The sequence below is a fragment of the Pseudomonas mandelii genome, from assembly GCF_006438925.1.
Taxonomy (GTDB): domain Bacteria; phylum Pseudomonadota; class Gammaproteobacteria; order Pseudomonadales; family Pseudomonadaceae; genus Aquipseudomonas; species Aquipseudomonas mandelii_C.
The window spans coordinates 313,589-332,348 of the sequence record NZ_RCZA01000007.1; the positions used below are offsets into that span (position 1 = coordinate 313,589).

Consider the following 18,760-nt stretch of genomic DNA (forward strand, 5'->3'; position numbering starts at 1 on the left):
GAGGGCTTCGGCATGAGAAGCACTGATCAGGACGATTCCTTTAATCTGCAACGCTTTATCCAGGCACAGGACCCGGTGTTCAAACGGGTCCAGGCCGAGCTGAACGCCGGCCACAAGCGCAGTCACTGGATGTGGTTCATCTTTCCGCAACTCTCAGGATTGGGCGGCAGCGAGATGTCCCGCCACTTTGCCATACGTTCCAAAGAGGAAGCCGCGGCGTACCTCAATCATCCGCTGCTGGGTTCACGGCTGCGCACCTGCACGCAATTGGTGCTGAACATCGAAAACAGCTCAATTGCGGCCATCTTCGGTCACCCCGACAATCTCAAGTTTCACTCTTCCATGACGCTGTTCGCCCAGGTTGCTGGCGCTAACAGCGACTTTCATCAAGCACTGGACCAGTATTTCCACGGCATCCTGGATGACTGGACGTTGTTGCTGCTGGACTCAAAACAGGCCCAATTGCCCACCCATCAAGGTTGAAAAGTCGTCGTCCACGAAGGGCAGAATGGCATCCGCCACCGGTTGCAGTTGCCGGGTGACGTAGTGGTCGTAGTCGATGGGCGCGCTGCGGATTTCCAGCGGCTCGGGCCCGGCGACGGTGATCACGTAACTGATCCAGCCACCGTTCTGGTATTGCCGCGGGCGGCCCTGCTGGTCGTTGTAATCATCGGCCATCCGCGCGGCCCGCACGTGGGGCGGCACGTTGCGCTGATAGTCATCGAGGGTGCGGCGCAGGCGCTTGCGGTAGATCAGGCGATCGTCGAACTCCCCCGCCAACGTCTTGCGCACGTAGTCGCGCACATACTCCTGATAGGGTTTGCGATTGAAGATGCGCAGGTACAACTCCTGCTGGAATTGCCGGGCCAGCGGCGACCAGTCGGTGCGCACGGTTTCCAGGCCTTTGTAGACCATTTCGTCGGTGCCATCGGCGCGAGTCACAAGCCCCGCATAGCGCTTCTTGCTGCCCTCCTCGGCGCCGCGAATGGTCGGCATCAGAAAGCGTTTGTAGTGGGTTTCGAACTGCAACTCCAACGCACTTTCCAGACCGTATTGCTGCTGCACATGCTCGCGCCACCACTGGTTGACGTGATCCACCAGCGCGCGGCCAATCTGCGCGGCTTCCTGCTGACCATGGGCACGGCGCAGCCAGACGAAGGTTGAGTCCGTGTCGCCGTAAATCACCGTGTGGCCCTGGGCTTCGATCAGCTGTCGCGTACGCAGCATGATCTCGTGACCGCGCAGCGTGATGGACGACGCCAGGCGTGTGTCGAAGAAGCGGCAACCGCTGGAACCGAGCACGCCGTAAAAGGCGTTCATGATGATCTTCAGGGCCTGGGATAGCGGTGCATTGTGTTCGCGTTTGGCGGTTTCGCGACCTTCGGCGACCCGGGCGACGATGGCGGGCAGGCAATGCCGGGTTCTGGAAAAACGCGCACCACGAAAGCCTGGCACCGACTCGCTGTCATCGGGATGTTTAAGCCCCTCGATCAAGCCCACCGGGTCGATGAGGAAGGTTCGGATGATCGATGGATAGAGGCTTTTGTAATCGAGCACCAGCACCGACTCGTACAGGCCCGGTTGCGAGTCCATGACAAAACCGCCGGGGCTGGCTTCAGCGGGCTTGCCGCCGAGATTGGGCGCAACGAAACCCTGGCGGTGCATCAGCGGCATGTAAAGGTGCGTGAACGCCGCCACCGAGCCACCGCTGCGATCCGCCGGCAAACCGGTGACGCTGGCCCGTTCCAGCAGAAAGGTCAGCAGCTCGGTCTTGGCGAAAATCCGCGTCACCAGCTCGCAGTCCTTGAGGTTGTACTTGGCCAGGGCCGGTTTGTCCTCGGCGAACATGCGGTTGATTTCGTCCATGCGCTGGTACGGATTGTCGATCGACTTGCCCTCGCCAAGCAGGGTTTGTGCGACGTTTTCCAGGCTGAACGAGGGGAAACTCCAGGTCGCCGAGCGCAGGGATTCGATGCCGTCGATGATCAGCCGGCCGGTGGCCGAGGCGAAGTAATGGTTTCGGCTACCGTGTTCGCGCCACTGCATTTCTTCACCGCCACGCCCCAGTTTCAGCGGCACCGCCAGGCGCCGGGCGTGTTCGTGCAGTACGCGCAGGTCGAATTGCACCACGTTCCAGCCGATGATGGCGTCGGGGTCATGGCGGGCGAACCATTCGTTGAGTTTTTTCAGTAGCAGGGTTCGGGAATCGCAGTATTCGAGCTGAAAATCCACCTCGCTGTCGTCGCCATTGGGCGGGCCGAGCATGTAGACCTGGCGCTCGCCGCAGCCTTCCAGGGCGATGGAGTACAGCTCGCCCTGAGCGGTGGTTTCGATGTCCAGGGAGACCAGCCTGAGGCTCGGGCGATAGTCGGGGTCGGGTTTCATCTGCGCATCGAGCAGCAGGCCCTCGGTGTTCGGCGTGCCACTGAACCGGACCGGCGCGGTGATGAAACGCTCCATCATGTAGCGTTCCGGCGGACGCACATCGGCTTCGAACATGTCGACGCCGGCCTTGCGCAGCGCGGTTTCCAGACGCATAAGCTGACCGTGCTGCTGGCAATACAGACCGAGCACCGGACGGTGCTCGAAATCCAGCAACGCCAACGGCCGCAGCTCGACGTTCTTTTCGCCGCGCAGCAGCACTTCGGCCTGCTCGCGCTGGGCTGCGGGGATGAACGCCACCGACGGTTGATGAGGCAGGCGGATCCGCTGGGGACCGGTGTCGGTCGCCAGCCAGAACTCGACTTCCGTACCGGCCGGGGTATCGCGCCAATGCCGGGTCAGGACGAAGCCCCGCTGTAAATCCACCACTGCAACCTCGAATCTGATTCAGAGGGAGATTCTACGCGGGATCGGGAGGGAGAGCGTGGTGGCTTATGGATTTGGCAGCCTTTGGCTCGACCCCCCACCCTAACCCTCTCCCCACGGGGTAGAGGGGACTGACCGAGTTGTTTTCAAGAGATATTGCGACCGAGAAAATTGAGTCGAACTCAAGTTCGAAAACCATGAAGATCGGCTCCCTTTCCCCTCTCCCCTGTGGGGAGAGGGCTGGGGTGAGGGGTGGCTCTTGAAGTCGCTGCCAGATTGCAGGTGTTTATCGACCTGGTACGGAGATATTCGAAAGAAAAACCGCTGAATGGCGTTTTTTGCGCGTTATCTGCCGCTTTCTGCCTTGCCCTCAGCGCCTGTGTCTACGATTCTTCAAGGACAACGACAACACCTGAGAAACTGCCATGAAAACCGTCGCCCAACTGCTGAAGTTAAAGGCTGAACAGAATCATGAAGTCCACACCATTGCACCGCATCAAATGGTGCTGGAAGCGCTGATGGTCATGGCCGCCAAAAACGTCGGGGCTTTGCCGGTCCTGAAGAATGGCGAGGTCGTGGGCATCATCAGCGAGCGTGACTATGCGCGCAAACTCGTGCTCAAGGGCCGCTCCTCCGTCGGTACACCGGTCGAAGACATCATGGTGTCGCCGGTGATCACCGTGGACACCCATCAAACCGTCGAAACCTGCATGGGCATCATGTCCGACAAACGCCTGCGCCACTTGCCGGTGGTGGAAAACGGCCAGTTGATCGGCTTGCTGTCGATCGGCGACCTGGTCAAGGAGGCCATCGCCGAACAGGCTGAGCTGATTCGCCAGTTGGAGCAGTACATCCGCGGCGAATAGATCAATCCGGCCAATGCCGCGCGAAGACCGGTGCCAATGTCGGGTGCCGGTCGATGCGCGTAAGCCACGCGAAAAACCCGGGTCTTGCACTGCGTAAATACTCCCGGCTGCCCGCCCATCTGGAAACCACCGCCGCCAGCACATCCAGCGCCCCCGGCGTCTCATCGCCCAGATACAAATCGCCCGAAAACTGATCGGCAAACACCTCCCAACTCCTGTGCAGTCGCACGCGGGCGCCGGCCATGAGGTTTTGCCTGGACGATTCATCCGCCTCGGCCAACCAACGCTCGGGGTAATCGATGATGCCAATCGCCGAATAGCAATTGCTGACGATGTACACCAGGCCGCGAATGGCCTGATCCCGCGCGGCGGTGTTTGTCGGCAGCAGGTTTGATTTGGGGAACGTGAGCCCCAGGTGAATCAGAATCGCCGCGCTCTCGGTGAGAACGCTGCCATCGGGCAATTGCAGGGTCGGGATCTGCTTGAGCGGATTGAGTTTCTCCAGCGCGTGGGTCGCCTCGGGAGAGGATTCAACGTCGATGAAGCGGTAAGGAATTTCGCAAAGCTCCAATGCCGCTTCTATCGCGGCAGCGCCGGAGTTCTGGTGTCCGTATAGCTGGTACATATCGCACGCTCCTGGCGAAACGAAAATTGAGTCAGCAGACGAGTGGGCACGAGGCACGTTCCCTGCCATCGGGCCGGGCGATACAGGTAAGATACGCCTCCCGGACCGCACTCATGACTACCCGTCGCGGCTCAAGCTCTACTGCACACTTCAAGGAAAGAACATGCGCCAACAGGATGGCGGTCTCGCCCCGTTTCTTCGTCTCTATGGGTTTCTACTGGCAGGCCTGGCCTTGAGTGGCTGCTCGCCGAGCGAACACTCGTCATCGGCCAGTCTAGCCGGTGAACAAGGGCGCGGTGGCGCCATGCTCGCCTATGAGCACGAACTGCAACTGTTGCTGCCCCAGGCGCAAATCGCGCCGCGCTTGCTGGCCACACGCGAGGCCTGCGAAACCGCACGCTTCGGGGTCTGTAACGTTCTGCGTATCGAGCAAGGCGCCGGCCGCGCCGAGATCACTTTGCGCATTGCCCCCGCGGGCGTCGAACCGCTGGTCACGATGGCGGCCGAGGGTGGGGAACTGGGTCAACGGATCACCAGCGCCGAAGACCTGGCCGATGCCGTGGACGACACTCGTCGGCGCCAAGAGCGGCTCAAGGCTCAGCAGCAACGTCTGGATGAGTTGGCGACCCGCAAAGACATCAGCGTCACGGATCTGATTACCTTGAGCAAAGAGCAGGCGGGGATCGAAAACGACCTCCAAGCCCTGGCCCAGATCGCCGCCGGACACCAGCGCCGTCTGGACACCAATCGGGTCACGCTGTCGTTCCTGCCGACCGGCGCCAGCAGTCGCTCGTCGCACCTGAGTCAAGCGTTCGGCAATTTGCTGGACAACCTGGCCGATGGCGCCGCCGATGCACTGGAAAAACTCAGCTATGCCCTGCCCTTCCTGATTCTGGCCTTCCCGCTGTTCATGCTGTGGGTCTGGCTGTGGCGCAAGTTTGTTCGCCGGCGCACCTGAGTCGTTGAACTGAAACATCACGCTCGCGTGGGGTGCGTCGTCCTTCCTATCATTGCCGTCGATGTTCACCATCACGGCAATGAAGTTCTCATAAAAAATCCGCGGCGTAACATCAGCTCCAGACCCAACAACTACACCCCGGAGCACACCATCATGAAACGCCAAACTATCCTCAGCATCGCTTTCTCGGTTTTTGCAGTTAACGCTTTCGCCGCTACCTCTGTTCACCCGGTTGTCGCTGAAGGCGGCTCGGATCGTCTGATTGAAAGTCGTGTGGCTGAAGGTGGTTCCGACCGTTTGATCGAGAAACGCGTTGCCGAAGGTGGTTCCGATCGCCTGATCGAAAACCGCGTGGCTGAAGGTGGTTCGGATCGTCTGATCGAGAAACGCGTTGCCGAAGGTGGTTCCGATCGTCTGATCGAAAACCGCGTCGCTGAAGGTGGTTCGGATCGTCTGATCGAGAAACGCGTTGCTGAAGGTGGTTCCGATCGCCTGATCGAAAACCGCGTCGCTGAAGGTGGTTCAGATCGTCTGATCGAGAAACGCGTCGCTGAAGGTGGTTCGGATCGTTTGATCGAGAAACGCGTTGCTGAAGGTGGTTCTGATCGCCTGATCGAAAACCGCGTCGCTGAAGGTGGTTCGGATCGTTTGATCGAAAGCCGCGCTGCATAAATGAATGGTTTTACCGCAGTACTCAATGAAAAACCCGGCCTCATCAGCCGGGTTTTTTTACGCCTGTTTTTTGCGGTCGGTCACTTGCCGGCCTGCGCCATGCAACGCTGATAACGCTCATCGACCCGCTTGGCAAACCACGCCGTGGTGAGTTTGCGGGTGATTTTCGGGCTTTGCAGCACGATCCCCGGCAACACCGCACGCGGTAATGGCCGACCTTCCGCCTTTTCGGCCAGGGCGAAAACCCGTGCATAGAGCTGGGTGTCCTCGAATTCGAAGTTTTTGCCCTCCTCCAATTGGTCCCGAATGGTCGGATTGCGCATGCCCAGTTGCTTGCCGAGGGTGCGCACCGCCAATTCCGTAGTGCCAGGCATGATCGAATCGTAGCGGACCAGGTCACCATCCAGCGCCAGCGGTATGCCCGACGCGCGACTCACCGCGTTCTGAAACGCGGCATTGCGACTGGCGTACCAACCGGCATTGAAATCGGCAAAGCGATACAGCGGTTGTTTGTAGCTCACCGGATAACCGAGCAAGTGGGCGATACCGAAGTACAGGCCGCCGCGACGACTGAACACTTCATGACGGATCGAGCTGTCCACCGGGTACGGATACGCCTTCGCCTGTTGCTCGGCGAAATCGATGCTGACCTGCATCGGCCCACCGGTGTGCACCGGGTTGAACCCACCAAACAGCGTCCGGCCCATGGGCACCATGCCGATGAAATCATCGAAGATCGCGCTGAGCTCTTTTTCGCTGCGCGCCGCATTGAGTCGGTCGCGATAGCTTTTGCCGTTGGATGAACTCACCTGCAGCGCACCGCTCACCAGCAAGCCGGGAATGTGGGCTTTGTCGGCGCGGCGGTCGATCTCCTCGCGGGCGATTTTGCCCAGGCCCGGTACCGGCGGGTCCACCTGAAAAGTCGACTCCTGCTCGGTGACCGCCAGTACCGAGCACAAATTTTGGGTGGATGGATAAATGTTCTGGGCAGCAAATGCTGCGTAAATATCGGTAGCCCAGCCCTGGCGATCGGCGGTTTTGGCCGGCAGCAGGCTCACGATCTCAGCCTTGACCTCGGCAGGCTTGCGCACAGGGAGCTCTTGCGTGCGCTGAGTGCCGCAACCTGCCAGCAACAGCAGCGCGGCGACGCTCATCATCAATCGATTGGCTTGCATGTTGCTCCATCAAATCCGTTGAGCCGGGGTAACCATACGATCAATGGCATGGCGCAGGCTATGACTCTCGCCGCCCCCAACTGTTCCGCAGCTGCCGAGCCTGCGAGGCTGCGTTCGGACGTCGCAGTCGTAGTTCGATGAATGAGGTTTACCTGAAATAACGCAGGGCTGCGGGGCCTTTTTCCGTTTGGCAGACAACCTGCCCGTCTGTCGCGGCTGAACCATACTTGAGCCACACACCGAGGAGGACAGTTCATGAACCGTAGCGACGTACTGATCATCGGCGCCGGCCCGACCGGACTGGTGTTGGCGCTGTGGCTGAGCAAGCTTGGCGTGCAAGTGCGCATCATCGACAAGACGTCGGCACCCGGAACCACGTCGCGGGCGCTGGCCGTCCAGGCCCGGACGCTGGAGCTGTATCGCCAGCTCGACCTCAGCAATGCCATTGTGCAGAACGGTCATCGAGTGGCCGCGGCGAACTTCTGGGTCAAGGGCGAACCCGTGGCGCGCTTGCCGTTGACCCGCATCGGCGAAGGCCTGACGCCCTATGCGTTCCTCGAAATCTTTCCTCAGGATGAACACGAACGGCTGCTGATCGACCGCCTCGAAGCCTTTGGCATCAAGGTCGAGCGCAACACGACGCTGGAGAGTTTCATGGAAACCGGTGACGGCATCACCGCCTATCTGCGCTTGGCCGATGGTCAGGAGGAAACCTGCCAGGCCTGCTATCTGGCGGGTTGCGACGGTGCCCGGTCGATCGTGCGCAAGACCCTGGACACCGGATTTCCCGGCGGCACCTACCAGCAGATTTTCTACGTCGCCGACGTGCAGGCCAGCGGGCCGACATTTAACGGCGAACTGCACGTGGATCTCGATGAAGCGGATTTTCTCGCGGTGTTTCCCTTGGCCGGTGAAGGCCGCGCCCGTCTGATCGGCACCGTACGCGACGAGCGCGCCGACCAGGCCGACACCCTGCAATTTGAAGACGTCAGCAGCCGGGCCATCGAGCATATGAAAGTAAAGATCGAGCAACTGAACTGGTTCTCGACCTACCGCGTGCATCATCGTGTGGCGGATCATTTTAGCACCGGGCGTGCGTTTCTATTGGGTGATGCCGCCCACGTCCACAGCCCCGCCGGTGGCCAAGGCATGAACACCGGCATTGGCGATGCCATCAACCTCGCCTGGAAACTCGCGGCGGTGTTGAGCGGCGGCGCTGAGGCCAAACTCCTCGACACTTACGAAACCGAGCGCATCGCGTTTGCTCGCAAACTGGTCGCCACCACCGATAGGGTGTTCAGTTTCGTCACGGCCGAAGGGCGCATGGCCGATTTGCTGCGCACGCGTCTGGCGCCGTTCGTGATTCCGAAAATGGCATCGTTTGAGGCGTCCCGCGAGTTCCTGTTTCGCACGGTGTCGCAGATCACCCTGAATTATCGCGCAATGCCGTTGAGCACGGGCGTTGCCGGTCATGTTCACGGTGGCGACCGCCTGCCTTGGGCTCACGATGGTGAGGGGGACAATTTCGAATCGCTGAAGTGTCCGACCTGGCAGGTGCATGTGTACGGCGATACCAGCGACGAAATGATCGCCTGGTGCCACGAACATCATTTGCCGTTGCATGTGTTTGACTGGCGGCCGGCGTTTGAAGCGGCTGGCCTGGGGCGTAACGGGTTTTACCTGTTGCGGCCGGATACGTATGTGGCGATTGCCGACAACTCTGCCGATCCCAAGGTGATCGAGCGGTACTTCCGGGACCACGGGATCAGGCCGTTTTTCGGCTGAGGATCAAAAGATCGCAGCCTGCGGCAGCTCCTACAGGTGGACTCAAATTCCTGTAGGAGCTGCCGCAGGCTGCGATCTTTTGATCTTGATCAGATCCCGGCCAGCGCCAGGTCCATCGCGAAGTAGGTGAAGATCAGATCCGCCCCTGCCCGCTTGATCGCGCCAAGACTCTCACGCACCACGCGAGCCTCATCGATCGCCCCGGCCTGGGCGGCGAATTTGATCATCGCGTACTCGCCGCTCACCTGATACGCCGACAGCGGCAAACGCGAGGCTTCACGGATGTCGCGGATGATGTCCAGGTATGCGCCGGCCGGTTTGACCATCAGCGCGTCGGCACCTTCCTGCTCATCCATCAGTGATTCGCGCACGGCTTCGCGGCGGTTCATCGGGTTCATCTGATAGCTTTTGCGGTCGCCCTTGAGTGCGCTGCCGCCGGCTTCACGGAACGGTCCATAGAGCGCCGAGGCAAACTTGGTCGAATAGGCCATGATCGCGGTCTGGTTGAAACCCGCTTCATCGAGCGCCCGGCGAATGGCCTGAACCTGCCCGTCCATGGCGGCCGACGGGGCGATCACATCGGCACCGGCACGGGCTGCGGCCACCGCTTGTTTGCTGAGGTTGATCAGGGTCTGATCATTGTCGACCTCATGGTTGTGCAGTACGCCACAATGGCCGTGGTCGGTGTACTCACAGAAGCAGGTGTCGGACATCACAATCATGTCTGGCACGGCGTCCTTGGCGATGCGCGACATGCGCGACACCAGACCGTTGTCGCTCCAGGTGTCGCTGCCGTTGCCGTCCAAATGGTGCGACACGCCGAACGTCATCACCGACTTGATCCCGGCGCGGGCATAACGCTCGATCTCACCCGCCAGTTTCGACTCCGGAATACGCATCACACCGGGCATGCTTTTGATCGGTACAAAGTCGTCGATCTCTTCCTCGACGAAAATCGGCAGCACCAGATCGCTCAAGCTGAACTCGGTTTCCTGGAACAGGCTGCGCAGGCTCGCATTGCGGCGCAGACGGCGTGGACGTGCTTCGGGGAACTGACTGGACATGAGGGGTTCCTGAAAACGGAGGACGAGACGAAAGTCGTAAGGGGGCGAAGCTTATGCCCTGGACCTTGCAGGGCACAAACCTCAGACGCGGAATAAGCCCTTACCGGTTCGGCAATAATCACCGCGATACAAGCCTGTAGCAGCTGCCGAGCCCGCGAGGCTGCGTTCGGCCGCGAAGCGGTCGTAGTCCGGTGAACGCGATCTACTGAAAGAACACGGTTGCAGGTTTTACGACCGCTTCGCGGCCGAACGCAGCCTCGCGGGCTCGGCAGCTGCTACAGGGTTTTGCGGCAAGTTCTGCTAGAGAGTCAAGGTTCCGCTGATGCAGGTCACGACCGCGCCGCCAATCCAGATCTCGTCGCCCACTTGCTCGACCTGAATGCGTCCGGCGCGGCCCATGGTCAGGCCCTGGCTGACCACATAGGACGCCGGCGCCAGTCCTTCGCTGAGCAACCATTGGGCAATTCCGGCGTTCAGGCTACCGGTGGCGGGGTCTTCCGGCATACCGTCACCGGAGATGAACGCTCGCACTTCGAACTGTGCGTCATCGCCATCGCGCTCGGGATGCCATGGTGCGATGACACCGACGGCCAGGCCGAGCATTTGCGAATGATCCGGTTGCAGGTCCAGCACCTGCTGGCGATCCTCGACCATCACGGCCAGCCATCCGGCACCGTTGTCGACCCACTGAGTGCGCACAATCGCCCCCGATTCCAGCCCGAGCCCCCGCCGCACCCTTTCCGCCACATCCGCCTCCACCGGCCCGGTTTTGAGCAATGGCGGCGCGAGAAAGGCCAGCTCTGCCCCTTGTCGACGAACCCGTACCAGCCCCACGCCGCACTCCTGAATAATCTCTTCACCCTTGGGCACGCCACCGGCCTCCAGCCACGCATGGCAGGTGCCCAATGTCGGATGGCCGGCGAACGGCAATTCCTTCAGGGTGGTGAAGATCCGCACGCGATAATCGGCGCGAGGATCGCGCGGTTCGAGTATGAATGTGGTTTCGCTGAGGTTGGTCCAGCTGGCGAACGCCGCCATGCGCTCATCACTGAGCTCATCGGCGCCGAACACCACCGCCAACGGATTGCCCTTGAGCGCAACACGACTGAAGACATCTACTTGCTTGAAATCGAATGAGTGCATGGCCTGCCCTGGTCTTGATCAAATCGAAGCGTTTACTTGGGGATTTCCAGCCCTCGCATCACCGCCGGCCGCGCCAGAAAGCGCTCCAGCACCCGCGTGACGTTGGTGAAGTCCTTTATGCCCACCAGGTCACCGGCCTCATAGAAGCCGATCAGGTTGCGCACCCAGGGGAAGGTCGCGATGTCCGCGATGGTGTAGCGCTCGCCCATGATCCAGTCGCGCCCTTCCAGGCGGTTATTGAGCACATTAAGCAAGCGCTTGCTTTCATCGACGTAGCGGTCGCGGGGACGCTTGTCCTCATAGTCTTTGCCGGCAAATTTGTTGAAAAAGCCGAGCTGGCCAAACATCGGCCCGATACCGCCCATCTGAAACATCAGCCACTGAATGGTCTCGTATCGGGCCGCCGATTCCTGGGCCAGCAGTTGCCCGCTCTTGTCCGCCAGGTAAATCAGAATCGCCCCGGACTCGAACAGCGCCAGGGGTTGGTCCCCTGGACCGTGGGGGTCGAGTATCGCCGGAATCTTGTTGTTGGGGTTCAGCGACAGGAATTCGGGGGACATCTGATCGTTGGTGTCGAAGCCCACACGATGCGGTTCGTAGGGCAGTCCGATCTCTTCGAGCATGATCGACACCTTGACGCCGTTGGGTGTCGGCAAGGAGTAAAGCTGAATCCACTCGGGATAGTGAGCCGGCCATTTTTGGGTAATCGGGAACGCGGACAGATCGGTCATGAGAAAGGATCCACGAGAAAATTGAGAGTGACGATCATAATGTGAGCGGCCGAAGAACGGCGACCCTTTGGTGTTATTGATATCGCTGATGAACATGATCAAAAGATTGCAGCCTGCGTCCACCCCCACTACGTGTAACGTGTCCACAAATTCGCAACATCCTGTTAATAACCTAAGCTCCAAACCGTTCAAGGTTACCGGTACATTGCTGCGCACCCGCCGGAATCGAACCAAATGGTTATTAGGGGACTCTGAGCTCTGCCCACTATGAAACTGACCGGCTTAACGACATGGAAAACACCCGACGCAGGAATTTCGCGGTGTAAAGGTTTGTCAGCCTTAACCGAATGTGCTGAAGAACCCTTAATTCCATGATGAACCCTCTGAAATTCGCCAACCGCTTCAAACATCGCGCTTTTCTGTTACTGCCCGCCCTGCTGGCGGCTGGTGCGTTGTTTCTGGTGCTGGAGTCCCGCGAAAGCCGCGCGCAACCGGCGGACGGCACCCAGACGCTGGTGTTCCTGCGCCACGCGGAAAAACCCGAAGGCGGCCTCGGCCAACTCAACTGCCAGGGCCTGAACCGTGCCATCGACCTGGCCACCTTGCTGCCGGAAAAATTCGGCAAGGCCAACTACGTGTTTGCCGCCAACCCGACGCGCAATGTCGAAGAAGGCGAACAGGACAATTCCTACAGTTACATCCGCCCCCTGCTGACCATCAGCCCCAGCGCGATCAAGCTCGGTTTACCGGTGAACATCAACTTTTCGGCCAATGACACCAGCGACCTCGCGGATGAATTGCTGCAAGACAAGTACCACAACTCGGTCATCTACACCGCCTGGTCCCACGGCTACCTGCCCGAACTGATCAACAAGGTTGCCGGGGATGCCGTCGGCAAGAAACAAACCATCACCGATGACTGGGAATCCAGCGACTACGACTCGCTGTACGTGCTCACCCTGACCTGGCACAACGGCAAGGCCAGCCTGGTGAGCCACAGCTACAAGCAAGGTCTGAATAACGGTTCGCAGACCTGCCCGACGTAAGCTTTAAGAGATTTGGCGCCTGCCAGGGCCTCATCGCGAGCAAGCTCGCTCCCACACTGGATCTCGGTGATACACAAAATCCATGTTCACTGAAAATCTAATGTGGGAGCGAGCTTGCTCGCGATGGGGCCGGAAAAAACACCATCAATCTCGTTGACTGACCCGCTCGCGCAAGTATTCGAGCACTGCAGCCCGCTCCCCGACGAATTCAATGCGATCCCCTTTCTTCTCCCGCTGAAACGCATACATCGGGTCGTAATACTCGCGAAGCAACACTTCAATCCAGTCCCGAAACTGCTCGACAGATCCGGAGCGCGCCTGCTCTTCCAGGGCACTTTCCATTTGCAAAAGCATGCGCTGGTAACGCTCGCCGCCCAGGCGTCGGTGAATATTGTTCAAACTTGAAATCAGCCGTTCGGAATACAGCGCGAACCCTTGCTCGCCGTACACAGCGACAAATTCGGCGTACAGGTTGATCACGTAATCTTGCAGAATCCGCTCAACCCGACCTTCGACACTGTCCTCCAGCCAGACCATCGAAAACTCTTGCATGCCCTTGTACAACGGCAGCGGCAAGGCACAACTGCCGACCATGCGACTCTCGTCTTCCAGGACGAATTGCTCGATACCGTTGGCGCGTTTCTTCAACACATCCACGGCCAGTCGGTTCTCGAAATCGATGTTGTTCGGTTGGCCTGTGGCCCGTTTGCCAAAACTGGAACCTCGATGATTAGCATGGTCCTCCAGATCCAGGCTGTTACTCAATTGCGTGAGTACCTCGGTCTTGCCGGTGCCGGTCATGCCGCCCAGCAAGACGAAGTCACACTGGGCAACCGCCTGATCGACGGTATCCAGCAGAAAGGTCCGCATCGCCTTATAACCACCACCGATTCGTGGATAGTCAATGCCGGCCTCCTCCTTGATCCATTGCTGGACGATCTGAGAACGCAAGCCGCCGCGAAAACAGAACAAGTAGCCATCAGGATTGGCCCGGGCAAACTCGACCCAGGCCCGGACGCGTTGATCCTTGACGTCGCCGCAGACCAGCCGTTGCCCGAGCTCAATGGCCGCCTGCTGACCATGTTGCTTGTAACAGGTGCCAATCTGCTCACGCTCGAGGTCATTCATCAGCGGCAGGTTGACCACGCCGGGGAATGAGCCCTTGAGAAATTCGACCGGCGCACGTGTATCCATCATCGGCCGGTCGTTGAGGAAGATGTCGCGGTAATCGGTGAAGTCGATGGACATCAAAACACCTCAACCGCGTTCGTCTGTCGCTCGATCAGTTCGCCGATCGGCTCAAGGGTCAGGCCCAGCTCGGCGGCTACTTTGAGGAAGTGTTCGTTGCCTTCGGGGGTGACCGCAACCAGCAGGCCACCGCTGGTCTGCGGATCGCAGAGCACGCGTTTGTGCATTTCCTGAAGACGCCCAAGCTTGCTGGCGTAGCTGTCGAAGTTGCGCAGCGTCCCGCCCGGCACGCAGCCTTGGTCGAGGTAATACTCGACACCCGGCAGACGCGGTACGCGGTCGTACTCGATGCGAGCGGTCACGTTGCTGCCGTCGGCCATTTCCACCAAATGCCCCAGCAGGCCGAAACCGGTGACGTCGGTCATCGCGGTGACGCACTCGAGTTTGCCGAAGCGGCTGCCGGGTTTGTTCAGGGTGCACATCCAGTCGCGGGCCAGGCCGATGTCGGCATGGCGCAATTTACCCTTCTTCTCGGCGGTGGTGAGGATGCCGATGCCCAGCGGTTTGGTGAGGTAGAGCAGGCAACCGGCGGTGGCGGTGTCGTTGCGCTTCATGTGGCGCTTTTCCACCAGACCGGTCACGGCGAGGCCGAAGATCGGCTCCGGCGCGTCGATGGAATGTCCACCGGCCAACGGAATTCCGGCTTCATCGCAGACCGAACGCCCGCCGCGAATCACTTCCCGGGCAATCTCTGGCGCCAGTACGTTGACCGGCCAGCCGAGAATCGCAATCGCCATCAACGGATCGCCGCCCATGGCGTAGATGTCGCTGATGGCGTTGGTGGCAGCGATGCGGCCGAAATCGAACGGGTCGTCGACGATCGGCATAAAGAAGTCAGTGGTCGACACCACGCCGCGTTCTTCATCGATGGCGTACACCGCCGCGTCATCGCGCGAGGCATTGCCGACCCAGAGTTTCGGGTCAAGGTTCTGCGCCCCGCTGCCGGCCAGAATCACCTCCAGCACTTGGGGAGAAATCTTGCAGCCACATCCAGCACCGTGGCTGTATTGGGTCAAACGAATCGGTTCGCTCATGGGGACACACCTTGTGAAGTCATTGCCCGAGAGTCTACATCAACGTCATCGTCGCCGAGGCCCCGCGAATCCTTGACCGAAAGGACAGTTAAACCATCAATTCACTAGTCTTTTCCGTGTCTTGAGCAAAATTGGTATGTCTTGTGCAAACGTTTGCGAGTCGCTGATACAAGCGTTTTCGCTACATAACCGCGCACGCCCGCAGAACCGGGCCTTCGATCCGCACGAAAAGGGACTTTTAATGCACCGCACGTCCAGCCGCGTGACTTGCTCGCGCACTTTTGCTGTTTCCTTGCTGCTGGCCAGCGTTACAGGACTACTCAGCAGCACCGTTTTGGCGCAACCCGCCCCCGCCGAAGAATCCGCCCAAGGCGAAAGCCTCAGCCCCGAAGCGAGCCCACCGAAAAAAGGCGTGTACCTCTCGGACTGGTTCAATCAGGACCTGACTGTCATTGGCAGCAAAGACATCAGTTTCGGCCCGCAACCGGCCGACGATATCTACCTGGAATACGAGTACTTCGGGCGCAAGGGGCCATTCGAGTTGTACGGCTACATCGACATCCCGAAGATCTTCGACATCGGCAACAGCCATGACAAAGGCGTGTGGGACCACGGCTCGCCGGTGTTCATGGAGCACGAACCGCGGATCTCCATCGATTACCTCGCCGGCCGCAGCCTGGCCATCGGGCCGTTCAAGGAATGGTACGTCGCCTTCGACTGGATCTACGACCACGGCAGTAACAGCGCCAACCGCGCCAATACGCTGTACAGCGGTTTGGGCACCGACATCGACACCCATTCGCGGGTCAACCTGTCGGCCAACTTCTATGGGCGCTACCAGTGGGAAAACTACGGCGCCAGCAACGAGTATTCGTGGGATGGCTATCGCGCCCAACTCAAATACATCGTGCCGATCAGCAGCTTCAGCAACGGCGCGTCACTGACCTACATCGGGTTTACCAACTTCGACTTCGGCTCGGATTTGCACAAGGACAACCCGGCTCGCACCGCCAACGCCACCGTCGCCACCAACGTCTTGCTGTACTCGTTCACCCACTTGCGGTTCACCTTGGTCGGCCGTTATTTCCACAACGGCGGCAACTGGGAGGATGGCAGCGAGTTGAATTTTGGCGACGGTAACTTCCGCGCCCGTTCCGACGGCTGGGGTTACTACGCCGGCGTCGGTTATCAGTTTTAAGTCTTGTTTGAATCAGGAGTTTTTATGCATGCAATGACGCGTCTTTCCCTGGCCTGTGCCGCCCTGCTCTCCTCAACGGCCTGGGCGACTGAAGCGCCGATCCAGCCGAAAGTGATGTTGATCACCATGTTCGCCCCCGAGGCGCAAAACTGGATTGATCGACTGGAACTCAAACAGGAAGTGCGGGTGCCGGGGCTGTCCGCCGAGTACCCGACCGTTCGCTGCAACAGCCAGCAGGTATGCCTGATGGTCACCGGAATGGGCCAGACCAACGCCGCGGCGTCGACGCTGTCCCTGGCGTTGTCGTCGAAATTCGACCTGCGTAAAAGTTATTTTCTGATCGCCGGGATTGCCGGTATCAGCCCAAAACACGGGACCATTGGCACCACCGCGTGGGCGCATTATCTGGTGGAGTTCGGCACCCAATGGGAGCTGGATTCCCGGGACGCGCCGGCAGACTGGCCGACCGGTTATATCGGCATCAACACCAAAAGCCCGAATGAAAAGCCGCCACTGGATTACAAGACCGAAGTCTTCGAACTCAACCCGAAGTTGCAGGCCAAGGCCTTTGCTCTCAGCCACAAAGTCGAGCTGAGCGAGAGCAAGGAATCGGCCGCGTGGCGCATGAAGTATCCGTCGGCCCCGGCCAATCAGCCGCCGGTGGTGACTCAGTGCGACACGCTCGCGGGCAATACCTGGTATTCCGGGACGCGGTTGAGTGAGCGCGCCGAGGTCTGGACCAAACTGCTGACCGATAACAACGGTGAGTACTGCACGACGCAGCAGGAAGACAACTCCACTTACGAAGCGCTGCTGCGGGCGAGTCGTGAAGGTTTGGTCGATGTCCAGCGGCTGGCGGTGGTGCGGGCCGGTTCCGATTTTGACCGGCCGGCGCCGGGCCAGAGTGAGGTGGATAACCTGCTCAAGTATGCGGATCAGGGCGGGTTTGTGCCGGCGCTGGAGAACCTGTACCGGACGGGGAATCCGTTGGTGCAGGAGATTTTGAAGAACTGGTCGGCGTGGGAGAACGGCGTTCCCGAGGCATAAAGCAAAATCAAAAGATCGTCCGAACGCGGCCCGAACCTGCGGCAGCTCCTACAGGTGTACGCCGATGCAATGTAGGAGCTGCCGCAGGCTGCGATCTTTTGCCCTTCAAATCACGGCAACAAAATCACCTTGTCACCGCGGCCCTGACTGACTTCGGCATACCGCGCCAGCCCTTCCTCCAGCGGCGATTCCAACAAACCCTCGGGCAACGGCAACAAGCCCTGATCGAAGAACGTGCCGAACTGATCAAGCATCGCCGCACACGCCTGGACGCCGTACAACAACGAATTGATCCCCACCACCGAACCGCCCTTGCGATACAGCGCCAGGGCCGGCAACTGCACCAGGCCGTCCACAGGCGCGGCGATGATCGCGATGCGACCGAACGCGGCCAGCGCCGGAACCGAGGCTGGGAGCCAGAAACCGGTGGTGTCGAAAATCACATCGGCGCCGCCGGCATACACGGCATTTACCTGTGCACCGAGATCCTCGGGCTTATCCAGTTGCAGCGTCTGATACCCCTGGGCCTGTAAATCCTTGACCTGCTCCGGCCGCCGCGCCGCGGCCAGTACTTGAGCGCCACGCACCTTGGCCAACGCCAACGCCGCGCTGCCCACCGCCCCGCCGCCGATCACCAGCAAACGGGTTTGGGCCGTCACCAGACTGCGTTCCAACGCATCCCACGCCGTGGTGTACGGCACGCCGAGGCTTGCAGCCTGGGCAAAACTCAGATGGGTCGGCTTATTCGCTACACCATTGGCCGGCAGTTTGACGAATTGCGCGTGCGAGCCATCGGCGAAAAAACCCAACTCACGGCCGGTGCCCCAGACTTCCTGGCCGATCAGTGCCTGCGGGCCTTCAACAACCACACCGGCGAAATCACGACCGGGAATCCGCGGCAGTGTGGTGTAGGGAAAGCGCCCCAGCACGTTCTTCACATCGCTGGGGTTGAGGCCGGCGGCTTTGATCTGGACCAGCACTTCATCGGAGCCGGGGACAGGGGTGGGAACCTCAACGTAGCGCAGGGCCGAGAGGTCCCCGGTCTTGTCGAATTGCAGTGCTTTCATGAGCGTTTCCCTCGAATGAATAAACGGTTCAGGAGATCCAGCCAGCCACCAGTTGCCGGCCCATTGGCCATAACTTCTCACCGGCCAACATGCCGAGCAGCCCTACCAGCGCGATGGCCGGCGGTGCGGGGGAACGAAAATCCAGAGCGCCGTAGAGCAAACCGACGCCCAGACCGATGACCAATGAGATGAGGTAGCTCATGGCAGACTCCGTGGCTAGTTAGGGTATGCCCGGAGTCTAAAGATCGGTAGCGACGAGCACCGGCCAAGTACTTCCGAATATCGGCCAAAGC

The 18,760-nt window shown here is 59.9% G+C and carries 18 protein-coding genes; 8 read left to right on the forward strand and 10 right to left on the reverse strand.

Annotation, left to right across the window (positions count from 1 at the left end):
• The first annotated feature begins 12 nt into the window (after window positions 1–12).
• The gene (locus EAH74_RS18415) at window positions 13–483 is read left to right on the forward strand and encodes a DUF1810 domain-containing protein (RefSeq protein ID WP_140680223.1); all 471 of its coding nucleotides are present in this window, start codon (window positions 13–15) and stop codon (window positions 481–483) included.
• Here EAH74_RS18415 and EAH74_RS18420 read toward each other — a convergent pair.
• A complete protein-coding gene (locus tag EAH74_RS18420; RefSeq protein WP_161990860.1) occupies window positions 448–2,808 on the reverse strand; it encodes a DNA polymerase II in 2,361 nt (786 codons plus the stop codon). The genes EAH74_RS18415 and EAH74_RS18420 overlap by 36 nt on opposite strands.
• 425 nt (window positions 2,809–3,233) lie before the next feature.
• Here EAH74_RS18420 and EAH74_RS18425 point away from each other — a divergent pair, with 425 nt between their 5' ends.
• Window positions 3,234–3,674: a CBS domain-containing protein gene (locus EAH74_RS18425; protein WP_123366129.1), complete on the forward strand. Its 441-nt coding sequence runs from the start codon at window positions 3,234–3,236 to the stop codon at window positions 3,672–3,674.
• Between the two features lies 1 nt (window position 3,675).
• Here the strand turns inward: EAH74_RS18425 and EAH74_RS18430 are convergent, their stop codons facing one another.
• Window positions 3,676–4,299: a glutathione S-transferase gene (locus EAH74_RS18430; RefSeq protein ID WP_140680225.1), complete on the reverse strand. Its 624-nt coding sequence runs from the start codon at window positions 4,297–4,299 to the stop codon at window positions 3,676–3,678.
• A 163-nt stretch (window positions 4,300–4,462) separates the two neighbouring features.
• On the opposite strand from EAH74_RS18430, the gene EAH74_RS18435 reads away from it, so the two are divergent.
• Together EAH74_RS18435 and EAH74_RS18440 are read left to right on the forward strand one after the other, a co-directional pair.
• Window positions 4,463–5,257, forward strand: coding sequence for a DUF4349 domain-containing protein (locus EAH74_RS18435; protein WP_140680226.1), 795 nt, complete (start codon window positions 4,463–4,465; stop codon window positions 5,255–5,257).
• Window positions 5,258–5,410: 153 nt separating this feature from the next.
• Window positions 5,411–5,929: a phage infection protein gene (locus tag EAH74_RS18440; RefSeq protein WP_140680228.1), complete on the forward strand. Its 519-nt coding sequence runs from the start codon at window positions 5,411–5,413 to the stop codon at window positions 5,927–5,929.
• An 80-nt stretch (window positions 5,930–6,009) separates the two neighbouring features.
• Here EAH74_RS18440 and EAH74_RS18445 read toward each other — a convergent pair whose 3' ends face one another.
• Window positions 6,010–7,104 carry a DUF1615 domain-containing protein gene (locus EAH74_RS18445; protein WP_140680229.1) on the reverse strand — a complete coding sequence of 365 codons (1,095 nt, stop codon included), beginning with the start codon at window positions 7,102–7,104 and terminating at the stop codon, window positions 6,010–6,012.
• 255 nt (window positions 7,105–7,359) lie between these two features.
• Here EAH74_RS18445 and EAH74_RS18450 point away from each other — a divergent pair, with 255 nt between their 5' ends.
• Window positions 7,360–8,889: an FAD-dependent oxidoreductase gene (locus tag EAH74_RS18450; RefSeq protein ID WP_140680230.1), complete on the forward strand. Its 1,530-nt coding sequence runs from the start codon at window positions 7,360–7,362 to the stop codon at window positions 8,887–8,889.
• An 89-nt stretch (window positions 8,890–8,978) separates the two neighbouring features.
• Here EAH74_RS18450 and hemB read toward each other — a convergent pair whose 3' ends face one another.
• The 3 genes from hemB to EAH74_RS18465 all read right to left on the reverse strand — a co-directional run bounded on the left by hemB (window position 8,979) and on the right by EAH74_RS18465 (window position 11,827).
• Window positions 8,979–9,953: a porphobilinogen synthase gene (gene hemB / locus EAH74_RS18455; protein ID WP_140680231.1), complete on the reverse strand. Its 975-nt coding sequence runs from the start codon at window positions 9,951–9,953 to the stop codon at window positions 8,979–8,981.
• A 300-nt stretch (window positions 9,954–10,253) separates the two neighbouring features.
• Window positions 10,254–11,096, reverse strand: a complete 843-nt coding sequence (locus tag EAH74_RS18460; RefSeq protein WP_140680232.1) for a PhzF family phenazine biosynthesis protein — start codon at window positions 11,094–11,096, stop codon at window positions 10,254–10,256.
• Between the two features lie 32 nt (window positions 11,097–11,128).
• Window positions 11,129–11,827, reverse strand: a complete 699-nt coding sequence (locus EAH74_RS18465) for a glutathione binding-like protein (protein ID WP_123366121.1) — start codon at window positions 11,825–11,827, stop codon at window positions 11,129–11,131.
• A 371-nt stretch (window positions 11,828–12,198) separates the two neighbouring features.
• On the opposite strand from EAH74_RS18465, the gene EAH74_RS18470 reads away from it, so the two are divergent.
• Complete coding sequence (locus EAH74_RS18470) at window positions 12,199–12,873, forward strand: histidine phosphatase family protein (RefSeq protein WP_140680233.1); 675 nt, start codon at window positions 12,199–12,201, stop codon at window positions 12,871–12,873.
• 144 nt (window positions 12,874–13,017) lie between these two features.
• Here EAH74_RS18470 and mnmH read toward each other — a convergent pair whose 3' ends face one another.
• Window positions 13,018–14,121, reverse strand: a complete 1,104-nt coding sequence (gene mnmH, locus EAH74_RS18475; RefSeq protein ID WP_140680234.1) for a tRNA 2-selenouridine(34) synthase MnmH — start codon at window positions 14,119–14,121, stop codon at window positions 13,018–13,020.
• The gene (gene selD / locus EAH74_RS18480) at window positions 14,121–15,155 is read right to left on the reverse strand and encodes a selenide, water dikinase SelD (RefSeq protein WP_033057379.1); all 1,035 of its coding nucleotides are present in this window, start codon (window positions 15,153–15,155) and stop codon (window positions 14,121–14,123) included. The genes mnmH and selD overlap by 1 nt, the downstream gene beginning before the upstream one ends.
• A gap of 241 nt (window positions 15,156–15,396) precedes the next feature.
• Here selD and EAH74_RS18485 point away from each other — a divergent pair, with 241 nt between their 5' ends.
• Window positions 15,397–16,353 carry a nucleoside-specific channel-forming protein Tsx gene (locus tag EAH74_RS18485; protein ID WP_111452431.1) on the forward strand — a complete coding sequence of 319 codons (957 nt, stop codon included), beginning with the start codon at window positions 15,397–15,399 and terminating at the stop codon, window positions 16,351–16,353.
• 24 nt (window positions 16,354–16,377) lie between these two features.
• Window positions 16,378–17,400 carry a purine-nucleoside phosphorylase gene (locus tag EAH74_RS18490; RefSeq protein WP_140680236.1) on the forward strand — a complete coding sequence of 341 codons (1,023 nt, stop codon included), beginning with the start codon at window positions 16,378–16,380 and terminating at the stop codon, window positions 17,398–17,400.
• A 110-nt stretch (window positions 17,401–17,510) separates the two neighbouring features.
• On the opposite strand, the gene EAH74_RS18495 is transcribed toward EAH74_RS18490, so the two are convergent.
• A complete protein-coding gene (locus EAH74_RS18495; protein ID WP_140680237.1) occupies window positions 17,511–18,467 on the reverse strand; it encodes a quinone oxidoreductase family protein in 957 nt (318 codons plus the stop codon).
• A 28-nt stretch (window positions 18,468–18,495) separates the two neighbouring features.
• The gene (locus EAH74_RS18500; protein WP_081744004.1) at window positions 18,496–18,669 is read right to left on the reverse strand and encodes a DUF1427 family protein; all 174 of its coding nucleotides are present in this window, start codon (window positions 18,667–18,669) and stop codon (window positions 18,496–18,498) included.
• Window positions 18,670–18,760 lie beyond the last annotated feature (91 nt).

What these genes read in the sequence shown, in the direction of transcription:
- EAH74_RS18500 (WP_081744004.1), bottom strand. Translation starts at nt 18,669, where the DNA reads ATGAGCTACCTCATCTCATTGGTCATCGGTCTGGGCGTCGGTTTGCTC.
- EAH74_RS18430 (WP_140680225.1), bottom strand. Translation starts at nt 4,299, where the DNA reads ATGTACCAGCTATACGGACACCAGAACTCCGGCGCTGCCGCGATAGAA.
- EAH74_RS18440 (WP_140680228.1), top strand. Translation starts at nt 5,411, where the DNA reads ATGAAACGCCAAACTATCCTCAGCATCGCTTTCTCGGTTTTTGCAGTT.
- EAH74_RS18465 (WP_123366121.1), bottom strand. Translation starts at nt 11,827, where the DNA reads ATGACCGATCTGTCCGCGTTCCCGATTACCCAAAAATGGCCGGCTCAC.
- EAH74_RS18490 (WP_140680236.1), top strand. Translation starts at nt 16,378, where the DNA reads ATGCATGCAATGACGCGTCTTTCCCTGGCCTGTGCCGCCCTGCTCTCC.
- EAH74_RS18415 (WP_140680223.1), top strand. Translation starts at nt 13, where the DNA reads ATGAGAAGCACTGATCAGGACGATTCCTTTAATCTGCAACGCTTTATC.
- EAH74_RS18435 (WP_140680226.1), top strand. Translation starts at nt 4,463, where the DNA reads ATGCGCCAACAGGATGGCGGTCTCGCCCCGTTTCTTCGTCTCTATGGG.
- EAH74_RS18460 (WP_140680232.1), bottom strand. Translation starts at nt 11,096, where the DNA reads ATGCACTCATTCGATTTCAAGCAAGTAGATGTCTTCAGTCGTGTTGCG.
- selD (WP_033057379.1), bottom strand. Translation starts at nt 15,155, where the DNA reads ATGAGCGAACCGATTCGTTTGACCCAATACAGCCACGGTGCTGGATGT.
- EAH74_RS18470 (WP_140680233.1), top strand. Translation starts at nt 12,199, where the DNA reads ATGATGAACCCTCTGAAATTCGCCAACCGCTTCAAACATCGCGCTTTT.
- EAH74_RS18425 (WP_123366129.1), top strand. Translation starts at nt 3,234, where the DNA reads ATGAAAACCGTCGCCCAACTGCTGAAGTTAAAGGCTGAACAGAATCAT.
- mnmH (WP_140680234.1), bottom strand. Translation starts at nt 14,121, where the DNA reads ATGTCCATCGACTTCACCGATTACCGCGACATCTTCCTCAACGACCGG.
- EAH74_RS18485 (WP_111452431.1), top strand. Translation starts at nt 15,397, where the DNA reads ATGCACCGCACGTCCAGCCGCGTGACTTGCTCGCGCACTTTTGCTGTT.
- hemB (WP_140680231.1), bottom strand. Translation starts at nt 9,953, where the DNA reads ATGTCCAGTCAGTTCCCCGAAGCACGTCCACGCCGTCTGCGCCGCAAT.
- EAH74_RS18495 (WP_140680237.1), bottom strand. Translation starts at nt 18,467, where the DNA reads ATGAAAGCACTGCAATTCGACAAGACCGGGGACCTCTCGGCCCTGCGC.
- EAH74_RS18445 (WP_140680229.1), bottom strand. Translation starts at nt 7,104, where the DNA reads ATGCAAGCCAATCGATTGATGATGAGCGTCGCCGCGCTGCTGTTGCTG.
- EAH74_RS18450 (WP_140680230.1), top strand. Translation starts at nt 7,360, where the DNA reads ATGAACCGTAGCGACGTACTGATCATCGGCGCCGGCCCGACCGGACTG.